General features: G+C 42.2%; 17 protein-coding genes. 3 read left to right on the top strand and 14 right to left on the bottom strand.

Annotated features, from left to right (window positions below; translation table 11 throughout):
* Positions 1 to 32: 32 nt before the first annotated feature.
* Positions 33 to 1,163 (bottom strand): FAD-binding oxidoreductase, encoded by a 1,131-nt coding sequence (locus KPL72_RS18410; protein WP_249411573.1) that lies wholly within the window; start codon positions 1,161 to 1,163, stop codon positions 33 to 35.
* A gap of 270 nt (positions 1,164 to 1,433) precedes the next feature.
* Here KPL72_RS18410 and KPL72_RS18405 point away from each other — a divergent pair, with 270 nt between their 5' ends.
* Entirely contained in the window at positions 1,434 to 2,708 is a 1,275-nt protein-coding gene (locus tag KPL72_RS18405) for an aromatic ring-hydroxylating oxygenase subunit alpha (protein WP_212915612.1), read from the top strand.
* A gap of 179 nt (positions 2,709 to 2,887) precedes the next feature.
* On the opposite strand, the gene pssA is transcribed toward KPL72_RS18405, so the two are convergent.
* From pssA to KPL72_RS18370, 7 genes are all read right to left on the bottom strand, one after another.
* Positions 2,888 to 4,225 carry a CDP-diacylglycerol--serine O-phosphatidyltransferase gene (pssA, locus tag KPL72_RS18400; protein WP_219704000.1) on the bottom strand — a complete coding sequence of 446 codons (1,338 nt, stop codon included), beginning with the start codon at positions 4,223 to 4,225 and terminating at the stop codon, positions 2,888 to 2,890.
* Positions 4,226 to 4,361: 136 nt separating this feature from the next.
* Complete coding sequence (locus tag KPL72_RS18395; protein WP_219703999.1) at positions 4,362 to 5,381, bottom strand: branched-chain amino acid ABC transporter permease; 1,020 nt, start codon at positions 5,379 to 5,381, stop codon at positions 4,362 to 4,364.
* A gap of 6 nt (positions 5,382 to 5,387) precedes the next feature.
* Positions 5,388 to 6,359: a branched-chain amino acid ABC transporter permease gene (locus tag KPL72_RS18390; RefSeq protein ID WP_219703998.1), complete on the bottom strand. Its 972-nt coding sequence runs from the start codon at positions 6,357 to 6,359 to the stop codon at positions 5,388 to 5,390.
* Entirely contained in the window at positions 6,352 to 7,074 is a 723-nt protein-coding gene (locus KPL72_RS18385; protein ID WP_219703997.1) for an ABC transporter ATP-binding protein, read from the bottom strand. Before KPL72_RS18385 ends, KPL72_RS18390 begins: the two co-directional genes overlap by 8 nt.
* On the bottom strand, positions 7,071 to 7,817 hold the full coding sequence (locus KPL72_RS18380; protein ID WP_249422340.1) for an ABC transporter ATP-binding protein: 747 nt from the start codon (positions 7,815 to 7,817) through the stop codon (positions 7,071 to 7,073). The genes KPL72_RS18385 and KPL72_RS18380 overlap by 4 nt, the downstream gene beginning before the upstream one ends.
* A gap of 2 nt (positions 7,818 to 7,819) precedes the next feature.
* Positions 7,820 to 9,145: an ABC transporter substrate-binding protein gene (locus KPL72_RS18375; protein WP_219703996.1), complete on the bottom strand. Its 1,326-nt coding sequence runs from the start codon at positions 9,143 to 9,145 to the stop codon at positions 7,820 to 7,822.
* A gap of 295 nt (positions 9,146 to 9,440) precedes the next feature.
* A complete protein-coding gene (locus KPL72_RS18370) occupies positions 9,441 to 10,394 on the bottom strand; it encodes a LysR substrate-binding domain-containing protein (RefSeq protein WP_219703995.1) in 954 nt (317 codons plus the stop codon).
* Between the two features lie 130 nt (positions 10,395 to 10,524).
* Here KPL72_RS18370 and KPL72_RS18365 point away from each other — a divergent pair, with 130 nt between their 5' ends.
* Complete coding sequence (locus tag KPL72_RS18365) at positions 10,525 to 10,767, top strand: DUF1127 domain-containing protein (RefSeq protein ID WP_219703994.1); 243 nt, start codon at positions 10,525 to 10,527, stop codon at positions 10,765 to 10,767.
* A 163-nt stretch (positions 10,768 to 10,930) separates the two neighbouring features.
* On the opposite strand, the gene KPL72_RS18360 is transcribed toward KPL72_RS18365, so the two are convergent.
* The 4 genes from KPL72_RS18360 to KPL72_RS18345 form a co-directional block, all read right to left on the bottom strand.
* Positions 10,931 to 11,716, bottom strand: coding sequence for a hypothetical protein (locus tag KPL72_RS18360; RefSeq protein WP_219703993.1), 786 nt, complete (start codon positions 11,714 to 11,716; stop codon positions 10,931 to 10,933).
* Between the two features lie 116 nt (positions 11,717 to 11,832).
* A complete protein-coding gene (locus tag KPL72_RS18355) occupies positions 11,833 to 12,255 on the bottom strand; it encodes a hypothetical protein (protein WP_219703992.1) in 423 nt (140 codons plus the stop codon).
* A 79-nt stretch (positions 12,256 to 12,334) separates the two neighbouring features.
* Entirely contained in the window at positions 12,335 to 13,300 is a 966-nt protein-coding gene (locus KPL72_RS18350) for a DUF4917 family protein (protein WP_219703991.1), read from the bottom strand.
* 104 nt (positions 13,301 to 13,404) lie between these two features.
* Positions 13,405 to 13,656, bottom strand: coding sequence for a hypothetical protein (locus KPL72_RS18345; RefSeq protein WP_219703990.1), 252 nt, complete (start codon positions 13,654 to 13,656; stop codon positions 13,405 to 13,407).
* Positions 13,657 to 14,008: 352 nt separating this feature from the next.
* Here KPL72_RS18345 and KPL72_RS18340 point away from each other — a divergent pair, with 352 nt between their 5' ends.
* Positions 14,009 to 14,971 carry an integron integrase gene (locus KPL72_RS18340; RefSeq protein ID WP_219703989.1) on the top strand — a complete coding sequence of 321 codons (963 nt, stop codon included), beginning with the start codon at positions 14,009 to 14,011 and terminating at the stop codon, positions 14,969 to 14,971.
* 108 nt (positions 14,972 to 15,079) lie between these two features.
* Here the strand turns inward: KPL72_RS18340 and KPL72_RS18335 are convergent, their stop codons facing one another.
* Entirely contained in the window at positions 15,080 to 15,343 is a 264-nt protein-coding gene (locus KPL72_RS18335) for a type II toxin-antitoxin system RelE family toxin (protein WP_219703988.1), read from the bottom strand.
* The gene (locus KPL72_RS18330; protein WP_219703987.1) at positions 15,330 to 15,563 is read right to left on the bottom strand and encodes a ribbon-helix-helix domain-containing protein; all 234 of its coding nucleotides are present in this window, start codon (positions 15,561 to 15,563) and stop codon (positions 15,330 to 15,332) included. Before KPL72_RS18330 ends, KPL72_RS18335 begins: the two co-directional genes overlap by 14 nt.
* Between the last annotated feature and the right edge of the window lie 151 nt (positions 15,564 to 15,714).

The following is a 15,714-nucleotide window of genomic DNA, read 5'->3' as shown; positions in this document are numbered from 1 at the left end:
GCCTTTTTAAGGAACACTTTATTTCATAAAATTTAGTATTCAATAACCACATCAGATTGAGGCACGGTACAGCAAGAAAGAACATAACCAGCTTCAACATCTTCATCTGTAATCCCGCCATTATGATCCATTTGCGTTTGGCCTTCTTTGACAAGTACTTTGCATGTACCGCAAATCCCCATACCACAGGCTTTCGGGATCATTAAATCTAGTCTTGCAGCGGCATTGTGTAAGGTTTCACCAGCCATAATTTGAATGCTCTTACCGCTATTTGAAAATTCAACTCTCATCAAATCAGCTTGATTAACGGAATCAGCTTCCGCCTGAGCCACTTCTGCTTGCTCAATCGCCTCTTCTACCACGTTTACAGGCGTCGCACCAAACGACTCTTCATGGTAGCGGCTCATATCAAAGCCTCTTGACTGAAGAAGGCTTTTCACTGCTTTCATATAAGGCACAGGACCACAGCAAAAGATTTCTCTTTCCATAAAATCGGGAGAGATCATATCCAGTTTTGCTTCATCCAAATAGCCGCGATAGCCTTGCCAAGGCATGCCATTCTCCATGCGCTCAACAATCAAATACAGGCCGAAGTTATCTAATCGCGCCGCCATATGATCAAGTTCACGAGTATAAATAACATCACGTGGAGAACGCGCGCTGTGAATAAAGGTAATATCCACATCCGCATTAGTATCAAACCACCAACGTGCCATAGACATCACAGGAGTGATACCCACACCACCAGAAAGCATTAAGACTTTCTCAGCAGGAAAATCAATACAGTTAAATTGACCAACTGGACCATGCACGGCCAACTCAGACCCCATAATCATATTGTCATGTAACCAATTGGACACTTGACCGCCAGGTACACGTTTAACCGTAATAGAAAAGCTATAAGGAACAGAAGGTGAACTCGAAATCGTATAAGAGCGCATCACTTGCTTGCCTTCAATCTCAAGTTCCAAGGTGACAAATTGCCCTGGCTTAAAGAAGAACATAACCGGTTGCTGTGCCATAAAGCAGAATGTTTTTACATCCCACGTTTCATGAATCACTTTCACACAACGAACATTGTGACGTCCGTTCACCCAAGTTTGAGTATTAACTGGCGCCAAGTAATCAGCGTTAACCATATTTGTAGAAGAAGAATTGGTCATATTGAAATCTCTTAATTAAAGTCGAGTACCTAAAAGTAAAATGACACCATTTCGGGCCATTTTGGGTCCAGTTGAACAATCCGAGTTAACTCTGCGCGACAATTAGTTGCTCATGGCAGTCAAAGCTAGGTAGCTCAAGCGATTGCGAGTCGATTTATGTATCAACTCTTGTCGTTAATGGTCATTTCCTTCCCTATTGATTAAGCGACTATAGCCTCGTAGTTAAAAGACGCTTTCCATCACTCTTTTTGTCATTTAAGGCCCAGAAAGATGAATCAACACGACCTACTAAATATACGCCATGCTTCTTTAGATGAAGCCCAAACAGCAATGACAGATATGCTAGAAAAACGTCCTAGCAATTATTCACTTGACGCCCAGCTTTATAATGACCCACACATGTTTAGAATCGACATGGAAGAAGTCTTTCAAAAAGAATGGCTATTTGTGGGTATGACCAGCGAGATCCCCAAAAAAGGCGACTATATCACCGTCGAAATTGGGCAAAACCCAGTGCTGATCCTGCGGGATGGCGAAGGCAATGTGAACGCCTTTCACAATACCTGTAGACACCGCGGCTCAATACTTTGTACCGAACATAGAGGCAAGGTTGCCAACCTCGTTTGCCCTTATCACCAATGGACTTACGATCTAAAAGGCAATTTATTGTTTGCTGGCACAGAAATGAATAAAGACTTCGACATGAAGCAACATGGCCTAAAATCGGCATTTTGCAAAACTGCTGGCGGCTTTATCTTTGTTTGCTTAGGTAAAACTGCGCCTGACGACGGATTCGATGACTTTTTGTCGACACTTGAAGAATACATGGAACCCTACGACGTGGAGAACACCAAATTAGCGGTTGAATCCACCATGTACGAACGCGCTAACTGGAAACTAGTACTTGAAAACAACCGCGAATGTTATCACTGTGCGGGCAGTCACCCTGAACTACTCAATACACTACTAGAGTGGGACGACACCGAAGACCCTCGCGCGCCACAAGACTTCCACGACCATTACAACGCTCAAGCAGCGAAATGGGACGAAGAAGGCATTCCGCACAAAAGTAAAAGCTTTGGCGAAGTACAGCGTAACCGAATCGTACGCATGCCACTGAAAAAAGGCACCCAAGTAATGACAATGGACGGCTCTTCCGCCAGTTCATTACCACTTGGTCGTATTCAAAACCGCGAGCTTGGTTCCATGCGTATTTTGCATTTGCCAAACTCTTGGAACCACATGCAATCCGACCACTTCATCGTATTCCGTGTATTACCAGTTTCCGCTCAAGAAACCATTGTTACGACCAAATGGTTCGTCCACAAAGACGCAGTAGAAGGTATTGATTACGATACTGAAAACCTACGTAAAGTCTGGGATGCAACAAACGAGCAAGACAAGGTACTTGGCGAACGTAACCAGCTAGGCATCAACTCCATTGGCTACCAACCTGGTCCATACTCAGAAACCTACGAATTCGGCGTCATCAATTTCTTAGAATGGTACTCAAATACTGTTCAAAAGAACCTTAAAGCTAAATAAAATAGCTTTAAGTGGCTCAGCAACACAAAACCAAAAAACCAAAAAACACCAAAAACGAATCTTCGGATTCGTTTTTTTTTGCTTATAACACGGACTTTTACTGAGCATAAAAAACTTTAGAACAAATAAAAAAGGGCTGAAACTTAAAGATTCAACCCTTTGATTTTAAAACAAGAAATCTACAAGATTCGCTTAAGCAATCTATCCGCTCGTGTACGAATGACTTTTTTCAACAATCTTTGAATTTTATCTGGGTAATCATGGATCGTTTCAAGTTGACTATAAGATGAAATTCGCTGTGTATGCTGATAGATATTGTCAAATTCAGCCGTGAATTTAGCAAGCAAATGCTGCTTTGGATCTTCAATTAACAAACCGTTTTCCAAATCAAGCGCCCAGGCTCTAGGGTTAACATTATTGCCCGTTAACAACATAGTACGACGATCTATCCAGAGCCCTTTTAGGTGATAGCTATTATTGTCGTGCTTCCATAAGTGAATCGACAAACCACCCGATGCAATATAACGTTCATTAGCGTGAGCAAACTTGCGCAAATTCATCTCGTACAAATACGGCAAACCACCAATGGCTTTAAAAGGCTGATCTGGCGCAATATAAAAATCGTTGGCGGTTTTATCACCAACCACGATATGAACCTTCACGCCGCGCTTAATAGCGCGCTTAACTTCTCTCAACACCACCTTAGGCAAATTGAAATAAGGCGTACAAAGTACAATCTCTTGTTTCGCATCAGCCAACAACGTGATGATTTTTTGGTTGAGTACATTGTGACGCTTACCTACACCAACCATGGGCGTCACAGCCACTTGTTGAACGCCTACCGCTTGCTTTTCGCCCCCATAAGATGACTTTCCCAGCGAAATTCTAAACTGTCGAATCGTAGGTTTAAGCTCTTTCGTTGAAGGCAAATCCATTTCAGCAAGATTATTCACCGCAGGATTTTCGATCATATCGTTACGAATGAACCCCGCCATGCTGTCAGCCAGCGATGGATTATGAATAACATGATAACGATCAAATCGATAGCGATCCAGATAATGTAGATAAACGTTATTTAAACTCGCACCGCTGTAAATCACCGTATCGTCAATAACAAAGCCTTTTAAATGCAAAACACCAAATACTTCACGATTACGAACCGGCACACCATAAACAGGAATCGCATGCTCATATTTTTCAGCAAACGCCTGATACATAGCGGCGTTGCCTTTGGCTTTTTCTGCGCCGATCAAACCGCGCTGAGCACGATGCCAATCCACACAAATAACAATATCTAACTCAGGATTACGCTGCTTGGCTTCATAGGCCGCCGCTAAAACCTCCCTGCCCGCTTCATCGTTTTCAAGATAAAGCGCAACAAGATAGATCCTAGACGTCGCGTTATTGATCGCTTCTAACAAATACTCTCGAAAACTAAGGGCAGATTGCAGGACATGGAATTGGTCAGGTTCAACTGCAAAAGTAGGCAATGAACCGAATGAATTTCTAATGGGCATAATACAGAGGTGCTACCTTATTTTTAACTAACGACAGACTGTAACAAATTCGCCGCTTTTTTCCTAAAAAATAATAGTAGAATAAAAAAGCCCCTCAACTCGAACACGCCATATCTGTTAAGTTAAGGGGAGTAAATCAATCTTTTGTCTGTAATTTAAGCATCACTCCAGTTGGCAAAAGCCTTAAACCGCGACGTTGCTCTAATTCCCCCCAAATACCATTTGGTACACACAAAGCAAAAAGAATCGCCACCACACCTAACCCAGCCAAATACCAAACGCCATACACCCCTAAAAATTCCTGCAATAAAAAGAACACAATTGCACCAATAATTGGGCCCTCAAAGGTTTTCAACCCGCCAACCAGCACCATAAACAGCATAAAAACAGTCCACTGCACACCAAAATAGGTTCGTGGTTGAAAGGTCACTGCGCTGGCTAACCAAATAGCACCAGCCAAAGCGCAACCAAACGCTGCCACAACAAAAATAATTTGTCTCACTCGCATCACACGAATCCCCACCGAGTTAGCGGCTTCTTCATCGTCACGAATAGCTTGCGCCGCGGCACCTATACGGCTGTTGATTAACCACAAAACCAGCCCCAACATACCTGCCATAGCAACCAAGCCAAACCAGAAATTACTATTGCGGCGAAATTCTGGTTCATATTGATTCATTGCCAACAAAGACGTACCTGTTTCACCCTGAACAATAGGATCAAACATCACCAATATCCGAATCACTTCCGCCGTCACCCACATAGCTATGGCAAACTCACCGTCTTTAAATTTCAGCGCAAACACCGAGATAAAAAGCGCGATAACAGCACAGCCCAATGCACCGACAAAAAAAGCCGGATAAGGTGACATACCCATTTCCACCAGACGCAGTGCAAAATAAGCACCCAAACCAAAGAATGCCTGCTGACCAACAGACACCAATCCTGCGTAGCCCGCCAATAAATTCCACATCACAGCTAACAAGATATAGACAAACAGGGTAGTCAACTTATCGACCACCAAACCACTACTCCAAAATGGCACCGTCGCTAACACCACCAACAAAAGCACGCCAATTAACAGAGCAGGTCGCCCTACTTGATACCAACGTTCTGTAGTAAAACGCTCAGGAGTCTCTCGTGAAAATTGCTTCATATTTAATCACCCATTTTTTATTCTTGTTTTCGTGGCTTTTGCTTTAATAGAACCTTGTGATAACCAACCAGTCATCGGCCCGGCGAGCTGTTTAATCAACATCCACCAGCCACCTCGTTGGTGAGCAATGGTTCCATAGAAACGCACACTCAAAACGGCAAGAAACACCAAATGCCCAGTAAGTTGAAACCATTGAGAGGAGATCAGCGTGGCACCCAAACTTTGAGAAATACCCAACACAATGCCGCCAACCAAGGTTCCCCACAACGAACCGATACCACCAATGACCACAGCCTCAAACGCAAAGATTAACTGCATCGGACCATCGTATGGCGTTATCTGAGCTCGCATTGCCAATAACGAACCTGCCAATGCCGTTAACACCATTGCAATCGCCGCTACTGAACGATGAACAGCATGAGAGTTAATACCATTTAGTTCTGCCGCCTCTGGATCACTTGCCGTCGCTCGAATAGCTCGCCCAAGGCGTGTAAAGCTGAGCATTAACTGCAAGCCTGACAGTACTAAAATCGCAATAGCAAAGGTCGTAACGGGCAACTTTCCGACACTTAACTCATCGGTAATCTGCCAACTATCCCAAGACAAATCGCCAATGTAATTTGCCAAAGAACGCGTATCGGAGCCAAACACGCCGAACAAGCCATTTTGCAACACCGCGCCTAGCCCAAAGGTCACCAACAGAGGCAATAAAAAACCCGCCGCTTGCGTCCGCGTAAAAAGAAACTTTTGCAGGAGCCAACCAAGCAACGCCATCACAGGCAAAGACAGCAATACCGCCAACCAAGGAGAAAATCCTAATTGATCCACACCAAACAGAACCAAATAGGCACCGAGAATTGCCAAATCGCCGTGGGCCAAATTAATAAACTTCGCCACACCAAACATCAACGATAAACCAGCTGCCAACATGGCGTAATAGCCGCCTAACAAAAGACCTTGAATCAGAGAATCAAGCATTCAGCACCTCCTCTTCCAAGCCAAAATACGCCTTAGTAATATCTGCGTGTGACAGTTCATCCGAACGCCCAGATAGCGCCACCTTGCCTTCTAATAAACACAACAAATGATCAGAGAATCGAATGGCTCTATTCAAGTCTTGCTCGACAATGATCATGGTTGTTTCCTGACTTTTCTTCAGCAGTTCTAAAGACTGGTACAAGCCTTCCACCGCAATCGGAGATAAACCAAGAGACACTTCATCTAACAACAACACCGACGGATTACACATAAGCGCTCGACCAATCGCTACCGCCTGACGCTGACCGCCAGACAAACCACCCGAGACTTTATTTAGAATCGGCTCTAAAGCAGGCAAAGCCGCCACCACCTTATCCAACGACCACGAACCAGAACGTCCATGTTCACCAGCTATTTGTAAGTTTTCTCGCACTGTCATATCGACAAACAAACGACGACCTTCTGGCACCATAGCCAAACCTTTCTCCACTCGCTGGTAAGCAGGCAACTCAGAAACATCATCGTCATTAAGCAAAATTGAACCAGAATCAACCGAATGGACACCACTTAAGGTGCGAAATAACGTGGTTTTACCAGCGCCATTGGCACCGACCACAGATAAAACCTCTCCTTGCTCAACAGAAAATGACACATCTCTCACCGCAGTTAGCAAACCATGCTTCGCCACTAACCGATCAACAACCAAAGCACTCATATTGCCTCCTCCAATTCTGAACCAAGGTAGGCTTTCATCACGTCTGGATTATTCATCACATCACTAGGAACTCCCTCCGCAATCACTCGGCCTTCACTCATGCAAACCAAGCGGTCAATCACTTTCAGCAAAGCGTGCAAAATATGCTCGATCCAAATAATCGTCAGGCCTTCTGCTTTTAACTCGCTAATCAGCGCGACTAATTGATGCAACTCGCCTTCCGTCAAACCACCGCCAATTTCATCCAACAACAACACCTTAGGCGACGTCGCCAAGGCACGGGCAAGCTCCAAGCGTTTTCTATCCAATAAGCCCAGAGCTGCCGTAGGCCGATTCGCCAGGTGAGCAATACCAGTTTGTTGCAAAGCCTTCACCGCATACTTTTCGGCGTCATCACCAGACAGACCTGCGCCATTGTTCGCAGCTGTCAGTAAATTCTCAAACACCGTCATACCTAAAAATGGCCTAGGCACCTGATGCGTTCTGGCAATACCAGCATGACAACGCTGAGCAGCATTGATAGTCGTAATGTTTTCACCTTGATAAATCACCGAACCAGCAGAAGGCGTTGTCGCTCCAGACAACACACCAAACAGCGTGGTTTTACCCGCGCCATTTGGTCCGACAATACCGACGGCTTCACCCTTATTCACAGAAAAATCCACCTCATGCAGGACTTGAAATGCACCGTAATGCTTATCTATCCCGATTCCGGTTATGATCGGCGTCGAAAGAATCGTCATCATTAACCCCCTATTTTGTAAGGAGTCATCTGACCAGTAAGCTGTACAAACGGATGATCCGCATTCGACACAATAGGAAGATCAAATTCCCATGGACCGGATTTAGATTTCACCCACTGCACGCCGACCAAACCTGTCGTCGCACAGTTCGGCACCGGACCAGAAGTAAAATCCACAATACCAACGGCTGTTTCTGTCTTTAACTGGGAAATAGCCATTGCTAAAGCCACCTTGTCTTTCGGCGTTCTCGATGCAATCAGTGACTCAACCGCCGCATCAAACAATGCAGCATTTGCACCTACTTGCTGATTCCACTGCTTACCGGCAGCGCTTTCAAAACCCGCAGCAATTTCAGGACAAGACATCCCCGTGGATTTAGAAAAGAATGGAAAATCTTTGTGCCAATAGGCACCAGCATGAAGGCCGTAACCTAAGCGCCCTAACGATTCGAGCTCTGCAGGAAACAAACCCGCTTTGGCTAACTGAGCAATTTTCACCTGTTGTGCATAACCTTTCTGTGCAGCTTGACGCCAGAAAACAGGAAAATCAGGTGGGAAAGGAAAGGTATTAAAAATCTCGCATTGCTCTTTTTTAAACAAATTAATTTGTTGAGAAAAATCACTGGTGCCATTTTCATAAGGCCCCGCGTCAACAATAGTAAATCCAGCTTTTTCCAAGCTAGGTAACAGCAAGCCTCGAATGGCATTACCGTCAGCATCATTGGGCAACAACACACCGACACGCTTATTGGTTTCGACCTTGCTCCATTGATCAATATACAACTTGGCAAAATCGGCCACCCCGAAACAAAAATGGTACGTCCATTTAAACGGCGAAGGCTCACCCGGTTTAGCTCCTCGGCCAAAATAGAAACTTTCCCATGGCGCTGTGGTCGACAAACAAGGCACACCAGCCGCTTCACAAGCATCAGCAACAGGATTGACTGTTTCTGGTGTCGAAGACGTCAACATCAAATCTACGTTATTTCCATTAATCAGATCTTTCGCCACCTGACTAGCGCGAATCGAACTCGACTGCGTATCCCCAACCAAAATCTCAACCGCGTATTGCTTGCCCTCAATATTTAATCCATTGGCAAACTGCTTATTAATCTGTGCAAGCAAAAACTCATCCCCTTGCCCAAACACACCAAGCGGACCGGACCGAGGCACAACATAACCAATACGAATAATGTTATCTGGATTTGCAAAAATGGACTGAGTACCCATCAAACCAAGAGAAACAATACTTCCCCCAGCAATGGTGCTTGCGCCTTTGATAAAATGACGACGCGAGATAGACTGATTAATCAACTTATTATCTGACATACAATTGTTTCCTTTTATTTTTATTGTTTGAACCAACAAATATGGTCAAATAAGTCATAGCAATGACTGTGCCGCAGAATAAAAACATCGAAAAATATGCAAAAAATAAGAACTATCACGCTGATTTATAAGATTTTATCGCGATTAAAAAAACGTAATTGAGCAATGATGGAAGGCATAATCAATTGATTATTTGATAAAAAACGGAAGGAAAAACAAAAAGGACTTGTCTATTTCATAAAGCAAAAAGTCGACAACATCAGCAATAAAATATAACCAACATGAGCGATAGAAATTAAATCTTAACCTCTTCCATGTCAGGATTATTCTTCAAATACGTCTTCCAAGACAAATCAATTACCTTCACCTCGCCCTCAATCCAGCGCTTGAACGTCATCACTTTCTGGTACTTAAAATGCGGCGCAGGCGCCACAAGATAAAAGTCATACTGGGACTTCATATAAATAGGCAGCGGACAAATAAGCTGACCTTTCTCGATCTGCTCATACACCAAACCATAACGCATCATCGCCAGACCTTGTCGAGACAACAACGCCTCCACCAAGGAAGTCGAATCCGCCACATGCAAATGCGACTTCATCGGCATATCGTAAAGATCCAAAAAACTCTGCAACACAGGCCACACATGCGCAACATCAGGTCCAGTATCGGTAATAATCGGAATATTGATCAACTGCTCTTTAATCGGTTCATCCATATGAATCATCGACGGATGACACACCAATACTAAATGCTCTTGAAATAATAATTGCGACTTTAGCCCTGCGTATTCACCTCGACCCAAGCGAATACACAAATCCAAATCACTGTCCGCAAACGTCGACAACTCAATACTCGGACTCAGACGAAGATTAATCTCTGGCTCTTTAGCTTGAAACCCACCCAAACGCGACACCAACCAACGGCTCGAAAACGACGGCACCGAACTAATCACCAAAGTATTGGGGTTCGGATCTTCCGTAATACCCTTCACACCCTCTTCTAATAAACCAAACGCCTTCTCAACGTATTCAAACAGATACTGCCCTTCCGACGTCAGCACCACTTGGCGAGTGTGTCGTTCAAACAACTCAACGCTCAACGCCTGCTCCAAAGTTTTGATCTGCTGGCTCACAGCCGCCTGCGTCACAAAAAGCGACTCCGCCGCCTTCTTAAAGCTCAACGACTGCGCCGCATAACGAAACGCTTGCAAAGATTTAAGCGGCGGCAAAGCTCGATTAGAAGACATGAAAGGCACCTTTTATAAGTAAGATTTTCTTAACTATAAAACACTTTTTCTCGTTTGTCGCACCGCAATTAAAAGCCGATTATTTGACCATAAAGCAAACAAACCAATTAACAAAGAAAAGGATATCTACATGAAAAACTGCACATCAGAAGAAATGAACAACCACGAAAACAACCAACGAGACATAACTTCTAGCTGCAAAAACGCATTAGCTAAACTAAAAGAAAACACATGGAAACAACGCCTAGCAAAAATAGCTCACAACTGGCGTACAAGAAGCCGACTGAGCCACCTAAACGAAGCACAACTGAAAGATATTGGCCTAACGGCTGCGGATGTGGATCATGAAGTGAGAAAGCCGGTTTGGAAGTGATTTTTTTGGGGCGGGAGCAAGGGCGCTTGGTGGAGTGCCCTTGTTGCAGGGTTGTGATTTATATAGACAGAGTTGGGTTGTATTCTAACGCCTCAATAACCGGCGCAGCTTTGCTGCGTCCGGCCCCGCAGGGGCGTAGTTAATTGATTTGTTATACACATGCTCACTTTTTACCTTTTTTTCGAAGTGATGAAGAGTACTTTGCCTTTTCTTGTAGAGTCTTTTCATTCATCTTGATTAAAGGCTCTTCAAGGCTCTCATATAGTCTATTTTTTGACCTTATCACTTGACTAAAAAAGTATTTTTTGAACTGAGATAGTTCAACTTTACCTTTTTCTAATGAATGCTTTTGAAAGCTAACGCTAGTAAAGATAAAGAAAGATGCAAACAAGATTGTCAACTGAAACCATATGGCTTGATATGCTTCATACTCCCCTGAAGAATTTTTAACCAAAGTGGAATAAGCTAGAATAGTAAATATGGCGATAACAACAAACATGACAATTATGGGTAATTTTCTAACAGGTTTTCCTGCCACTTTAATCTTCATGATTTGAAATAGTGTATAAATTGAATAAATTAGAAACGGAAACCCTACGTAGCCAAGATCTATCCCAGAGAAATTGTATTTAACGAGATCTAACCAGTAGATACTTCCAAGTATTAATGCTGCGACAAAACTTACGACAATGTCTTTTTTTATACTGTTAGCATAGGTTTTATAAAGCTTTCCATTCCGCCCAAAGGAAGATATTAAGTAGTCCATTATTTCGACATAGAAAATCGGCCAAAATACAGCCGTACCACCCAGTATGTATATAAATTTAACTGACTCAATAAACTCAAAATTATATAAAAGCGAAAATGGGTTGGTCTTTAGCGCAAAGCAAGCCCAAACTAATGATGAAACTAGGAGCGAGTAAAAAACGACTCTATGGAAATACTTCATGACCTTCCTTGTGTATAACGCCCGCATAAGCTGCTGAGCATGTTGGACGCTTTTTTGCGTCATTGTCTTTTAAGCAAAAAATCGGACAATATGTGACGTCAGAATTAATGCGCTTGTTAAATGCCATCTACTTGAAGTAACTTTATTTTTTCAATTTTTTCTTTCACCGCGATATATCGCACATCATTCTTTTTAAGTTTTGATAACACAGCTTCTTGATGTTTAATTGCACGCTCATAATTACCTTGAGTTAATGATATTTCTGATAACTGACTTAGTTCAGAAATTGTTAACCTTGCCCTCTCATTTGATGGAGGAGAAATAGTCCCAAAAGCTAAGACAACAATTAAAACAAAAGTACCAACACCGGATACTGCAAAGAATTCTTCTCTATGTGACTTCATTGCAACGTACAATGACCAAAATATAATGGTCCCGATCATACTTACTAGTAAGGCAAGACCGGTAATCTCAAATGAAAAAATTATCTTTGAACCATCAAATGCAGTAACTAAACTGCCAAGAAACAATCCTAACAATAAATAGAAAGCTTTTTGTCTGTAGCTTCTATAGAAGGAGCGCAAGCCAGCTGTTTTGCGTCCTTGGTTGAAGCACTTGTTATGCGGGATTCCGCAGAGATAATGGATGGGTGTTCGATTCGAAATAATCTATTTCAATACTTGACCCAGCAAAAAATGCATTTACGTTGCTAACAAATACATCTTTATCTTCTTTAGTCATGCCAGAAAACACACTTATAGCAAGCTTCTTCACTTTGCTTGATTTTATAGCCTTCAAGATATGCTCATCATACTCTTTATCTAAACCATGTCCAAAAACAAGCAAATCACCATCTAGATTCATTAATTTGTTATAACAGAAGCTCAAATAGTCATTTTCGCGGATTCTTCGTAGTTTTACTTCTGACTTACCTTCAGATATAAAAAGAGGAATGTTTTTCAAATCTGTTTCACCAATAATATTTTTAATTGATGTTTCCCCTGTTGCTCTAACCTTAGTTGTAACACAATCAGGCTGCGTCCTTAAATGGATTGCACCATGCAAATAGTGAATCGGAGTTTCACTTCCCCATATTTCAGTATTTCGAGGGCTAAATGAGCAACCATCATTCCAAAAGTAATCACAATAACCAGAAAAGTTACTACTCATGATTGACCAGTAAGGTATTAGGTCATAATTAGTAGTGAAAATGTTTCTGTAACTTGATAAGACTGACTCTACACCCTGAACATCTACACTTTCGTAATCTACATGAGCGCAGTTAACAGCTTCTATGAGAGATTTTCGTACATTAAAATATAGTGTTTTAATCGCATCGACATTCCAGAAGTTCACGAGGTAAGCATGATAGATAACCCTTAAAACTTCTTCAAAGTTTGTTGTGCCAATTTTGTGTTCATTGAATAAATCTCTGGCATGGGGGTACATACCAATTTTTTTGTCATCGACAACCTTTAACAGAGAGTCATATCTGAAGTTAGAACTAATACCAATGCTGAAGCCATTTCCCAATAAGAGGTTACTCCTGTCGTGAGTGTCAATATCACTCCATTTTTTGATCATCATACTTCCTTGAAGTTACTGAAGCCGCATAACGCCCGCAGCTCGCGCGGCTTTGAAATGGAGGCGCAGCCGGTATGAAAAAGCCGTCGCTGTGCCTGCGATTGTTATGTGCTGAGGCCACTGATGAACTCCAGCATTTCGTTTAGTACTTGCCGTCCCATGGTATCAGCTACCAAGTCTTGCATTGAGCCTGATAAAAACTCCCTGACGCTGACGGTAGTGGCACCAGAAGAATGCGAAAATCTGCCTACCGCTGAAGTGACGTAACCTTTTTTAGTGACATAGGCTTCGTATAGCTCGCCATCGGGCACGTCGTTAGTCCATTTCTTGAGAATCGTAGCTGGTGTGTACGCCATCTATCTCACCTTCCCAGGCACATAACATTTTAATAGTGCGCATGCTCGTTTAGACAATTTCAAAACTGCCCAAAAAACTTTATAAAAAATTGAATAATAGAAGTTTTATAAAGCTATTCACAAAAGTGAAAACTGGAAAAACGAGCGTGCGCACTATTCTTTTTATCCACAGCGCGTTATTTCTGTTGCGGATATTCTTATTCATTGATACTAAAAGACTTTCTAACCAGCCACCAGTAAAAACACGCACTTTTTTGATTCTTTTTCAGACAAAACAAGCCAGAAATTGGCAATCCCAAAAATAAACTGTATATTTGTACAGTTTTTATCAATTATCCACAAGGAATGTGCGATGTCTTCCAGCCCTTTTCTCAATTTTATCCGCCATGAACTACGTCTTCGTGGCTATAGCTTAAAAACAGAAAAATCATATCTATATTGGATCAAATATTTTATTCGATTCCATAAGCTACAGCATCCTCAAAACATGGGCGCGGAAGAGGTAAGAACGTTTTTATCGTTTTTGGCGGTTGAGAAAAATGTTGCAATTAATACACAAAAATCGGCCCTCAATGCCCTCGCCTTTTTATATAACAAATTGCTAAATCAACCATTGGGTGATTTAGGATTCCAGCATGCTAAACAAGGACGGCGTTTACCTATTGTTTTAGCTGCCAATGAAATTCAAAACATACTAGGCTGTATGAATGAACGGGACCACTTAATATTTTCGTTACTGTATGGTTCTGGCCTTAGAATTAGCGAATGCTTACGCATTCGAATTCAAGATATTAATTTAGATCAAGGTAGTTTGATTGTTCGTTGTAGCAAGGGCAATAAAGACAGAACTACTATCCTCAGTCGTAAGTTAGCCGAACCTTTAAACAAACAAAAAGCCTTTGCTCAGAAAATCCAATATGATGACAACGCTAAGGGTTATGGCCCTTCATTGCCATTTGCGCTATCTAGAAAGTACCCAAATGCATTTCGTCAATTAAGTTGGATGTTTTTATTTCCCTCTACATCAATTTGCCCGCACCCTTTAACGGGTGAATTATGCAGGCATCATTTACATGAGTCAGTGCCTCGTAAGTCATTAAAAAAAGCCGTCAATGACGCCGGAGTTAATGAGAAAAGAGTAAATTGCCACACCTTTCGCCATTCTTTCGCAACGCATTTATTAATGGCTGGTAGAGACATAAGAACGGTTCAAGAGTTGTTAGGTCACAATGACGTATCAACCACACAAATTTATACCCATGTTATCGGTGAACATTTTGCAGGAACAAATAGCCCCCTCGACCAAATCTTATAAAGCATAAGAGAATAATTACGTTGTCGGGCTAAAGCCACGACCTACAAAAAATGTTAAATCAATAACTTATAAGGTTGATGTGGAGTAAGGCGGACGCCAAGAACAAAGCTAATTGTTTTTGTATACGGAAGATCTATGTGCAACTTTAATCACGTTTATGATCAATACGTCATCTCTTATCTGATAGATGATCCGATATAAGCCTTGTCTTACACGATAATTATCTAAACCCGATAGCTTGATGCAGCCTTCTGCTCTTGGGTTATCAGCTAGACTTTCAATTTTTTGAAGTATTTTGGGTACGTCTTTTTTAGGGATATTCTTAAAATCTTTGCTGACCGACTTTTTGAAAGAAATTTTATATTTTGCCATTAGCTTTCAGCTCGTTTAGAAAAACTTCATAAGTCACTTCTGGCTCATTTACTCGTTCTGATATGGCAGCAAGGTCTTCTTGATCTTCTCTCATAAACAAACGAACCGCTTCATCAATTAGTTCTGAAATAGAAACATCGGATGATGCCGCTCGCATTTTTAACGCTTGATGGATAGCAGGCTCAAAGTAGACAGTTGAACGTTTTGATAAATTACTCATGTTACACCTCGACGACTTTTGGAGTTTTGACATTGTAGCGCCATAACGTTAAAACATCAAAAAGCTAATTTATACGAGCAAAGCAAACACCAAGAGCGAGGTCAAACGATAGTGTCGAGCGGTGGTGTTTGGTTTGCTCGCGTCTACAACA

It is taken from the genome of Marinomonas lutimaris (assembly GCF_019426345.1).
Taxonomy (GTDB): domain Bacteria; phylum Pseudomonadota; class Gammaproteobacteria; order Pseudomonadales; family Marinomonadaceae; genus Marinomonas; species Marinomonas lutimaris.
This window is presented reverse-complemented; position numbering and strand designations above follow the sequence as displayed.

Bases quoted from the DNA above. Each gene is read 5' to 3' on its own strand.
- KPL72_RS18410 (WP_249411573.1), bottom strand. From the start codon at position 1,163: ATGACCAATTCTTCTTCTACAAATATGGTTAACGCTGATTACTTGGCG.
- KPL72_RS18405 (WP_212915612.1), top strand. From the start codon at position 1,434: ATGAATCAACACGACCTACTAAATATACGCCATGCTTCTTTAGATGAA.
- pssA (WP_219704000.1), bottom strand. From the start codon at position 4,225: ATGCCCATTAGAAATTCATTCGGTTCATTGCCTACTTTTGCAGTTGAA.
- KPL72_RS18395 (WP_219703999.1), bottom strand. From the start codon at position 5,381: ATGAAGCAATTTTCACGAGAGACTCCTGAGCGTTTTACTACAGAACGT.
- KPL72_RS18390 (WP_219703998.1), bottom strand. From the start codon at position 6,359: ATGCTTGATTCTCTGATTCAAGGTCTTTTGTTAGGCGGCTATTACGCC.
- KPL72_RS18385 (WP_219703997.1), bottom strand. From the start codon at position 7,074: ATGAGTGCTTTGGTTGTTGATCGGTTAGTGGCGAAGCATGGTTTGCTA.
- KPL72_RS18380 (WP_249422340.1), bottom strand. From the start codon at position 7,817: ATGACGATTCTTTCGACGCCGATCATAACCGGAATCGGGATAGATAAG.
- KPL72_RS18375 (WP_219703996.1), bottom strand. From the start codon at position 9,145: ATGTCAGATAATAAGTTGATTAATCAGTCTATCTCGCGTCGTCATTTT.
- KPL72_RS18370 (WP_219703995.1), bottom strand. From the start codon at position 10,394: ATGTCTTCTAATCGAGCTTTGCCGCCGCTTAAATCTTTGCAAGCGTTT.
- KPL72_RS18365 (WP_219703994.1), top strand. From the start codon at position 10,525: ATGAAAAACTGCACATCAGAAGAAATGAACAACCACGAAAACAACCAA.
- KPL72_RS18360 (WP_219703993.1), bottom strand. From the start codon at position 11,716: ATGAAGTATTTCCATAGAGTCGTTTTTTACTCGCTCCTAGTTTCATCA.
- KPL72_RS18350 (WP_219703991.1), bottom strand. From the start codon at position 13,300: ATGATCAAAAAATGGAGTGATATTGACACTCACGACAGGAGTAACCTC.
- KPL72_RS18345 (WP_219703990.1), bottom strand. From the start codon at position 13,656: ATGGCGTACACACCAGCTACGATTCTCAAGAAATGGACTAACGACGTG.
- KPL72_RS18340 (WP_219703989.1), top strand. From the start codon at position 14,009: ATGTCTTCCAGCCCTTTTCTCAATTTTATCCGCCATGAACTACGTCTT.
- KPL72_RS18335 (WP_219703988.1), bottom strand. From the start codon at position 15,343: ATGGCAAAATATAAAATTTCTTTCAAAAAGTCGGTCAGCAAAGATTTT.
- KPL72_RS18330 (WP_219703987.1), bottom strand. From the start codon at position 15,563: ATGAGTAATTTATCAAAACGTTCAACTGTCTACTTTGAGCCTGCTATC.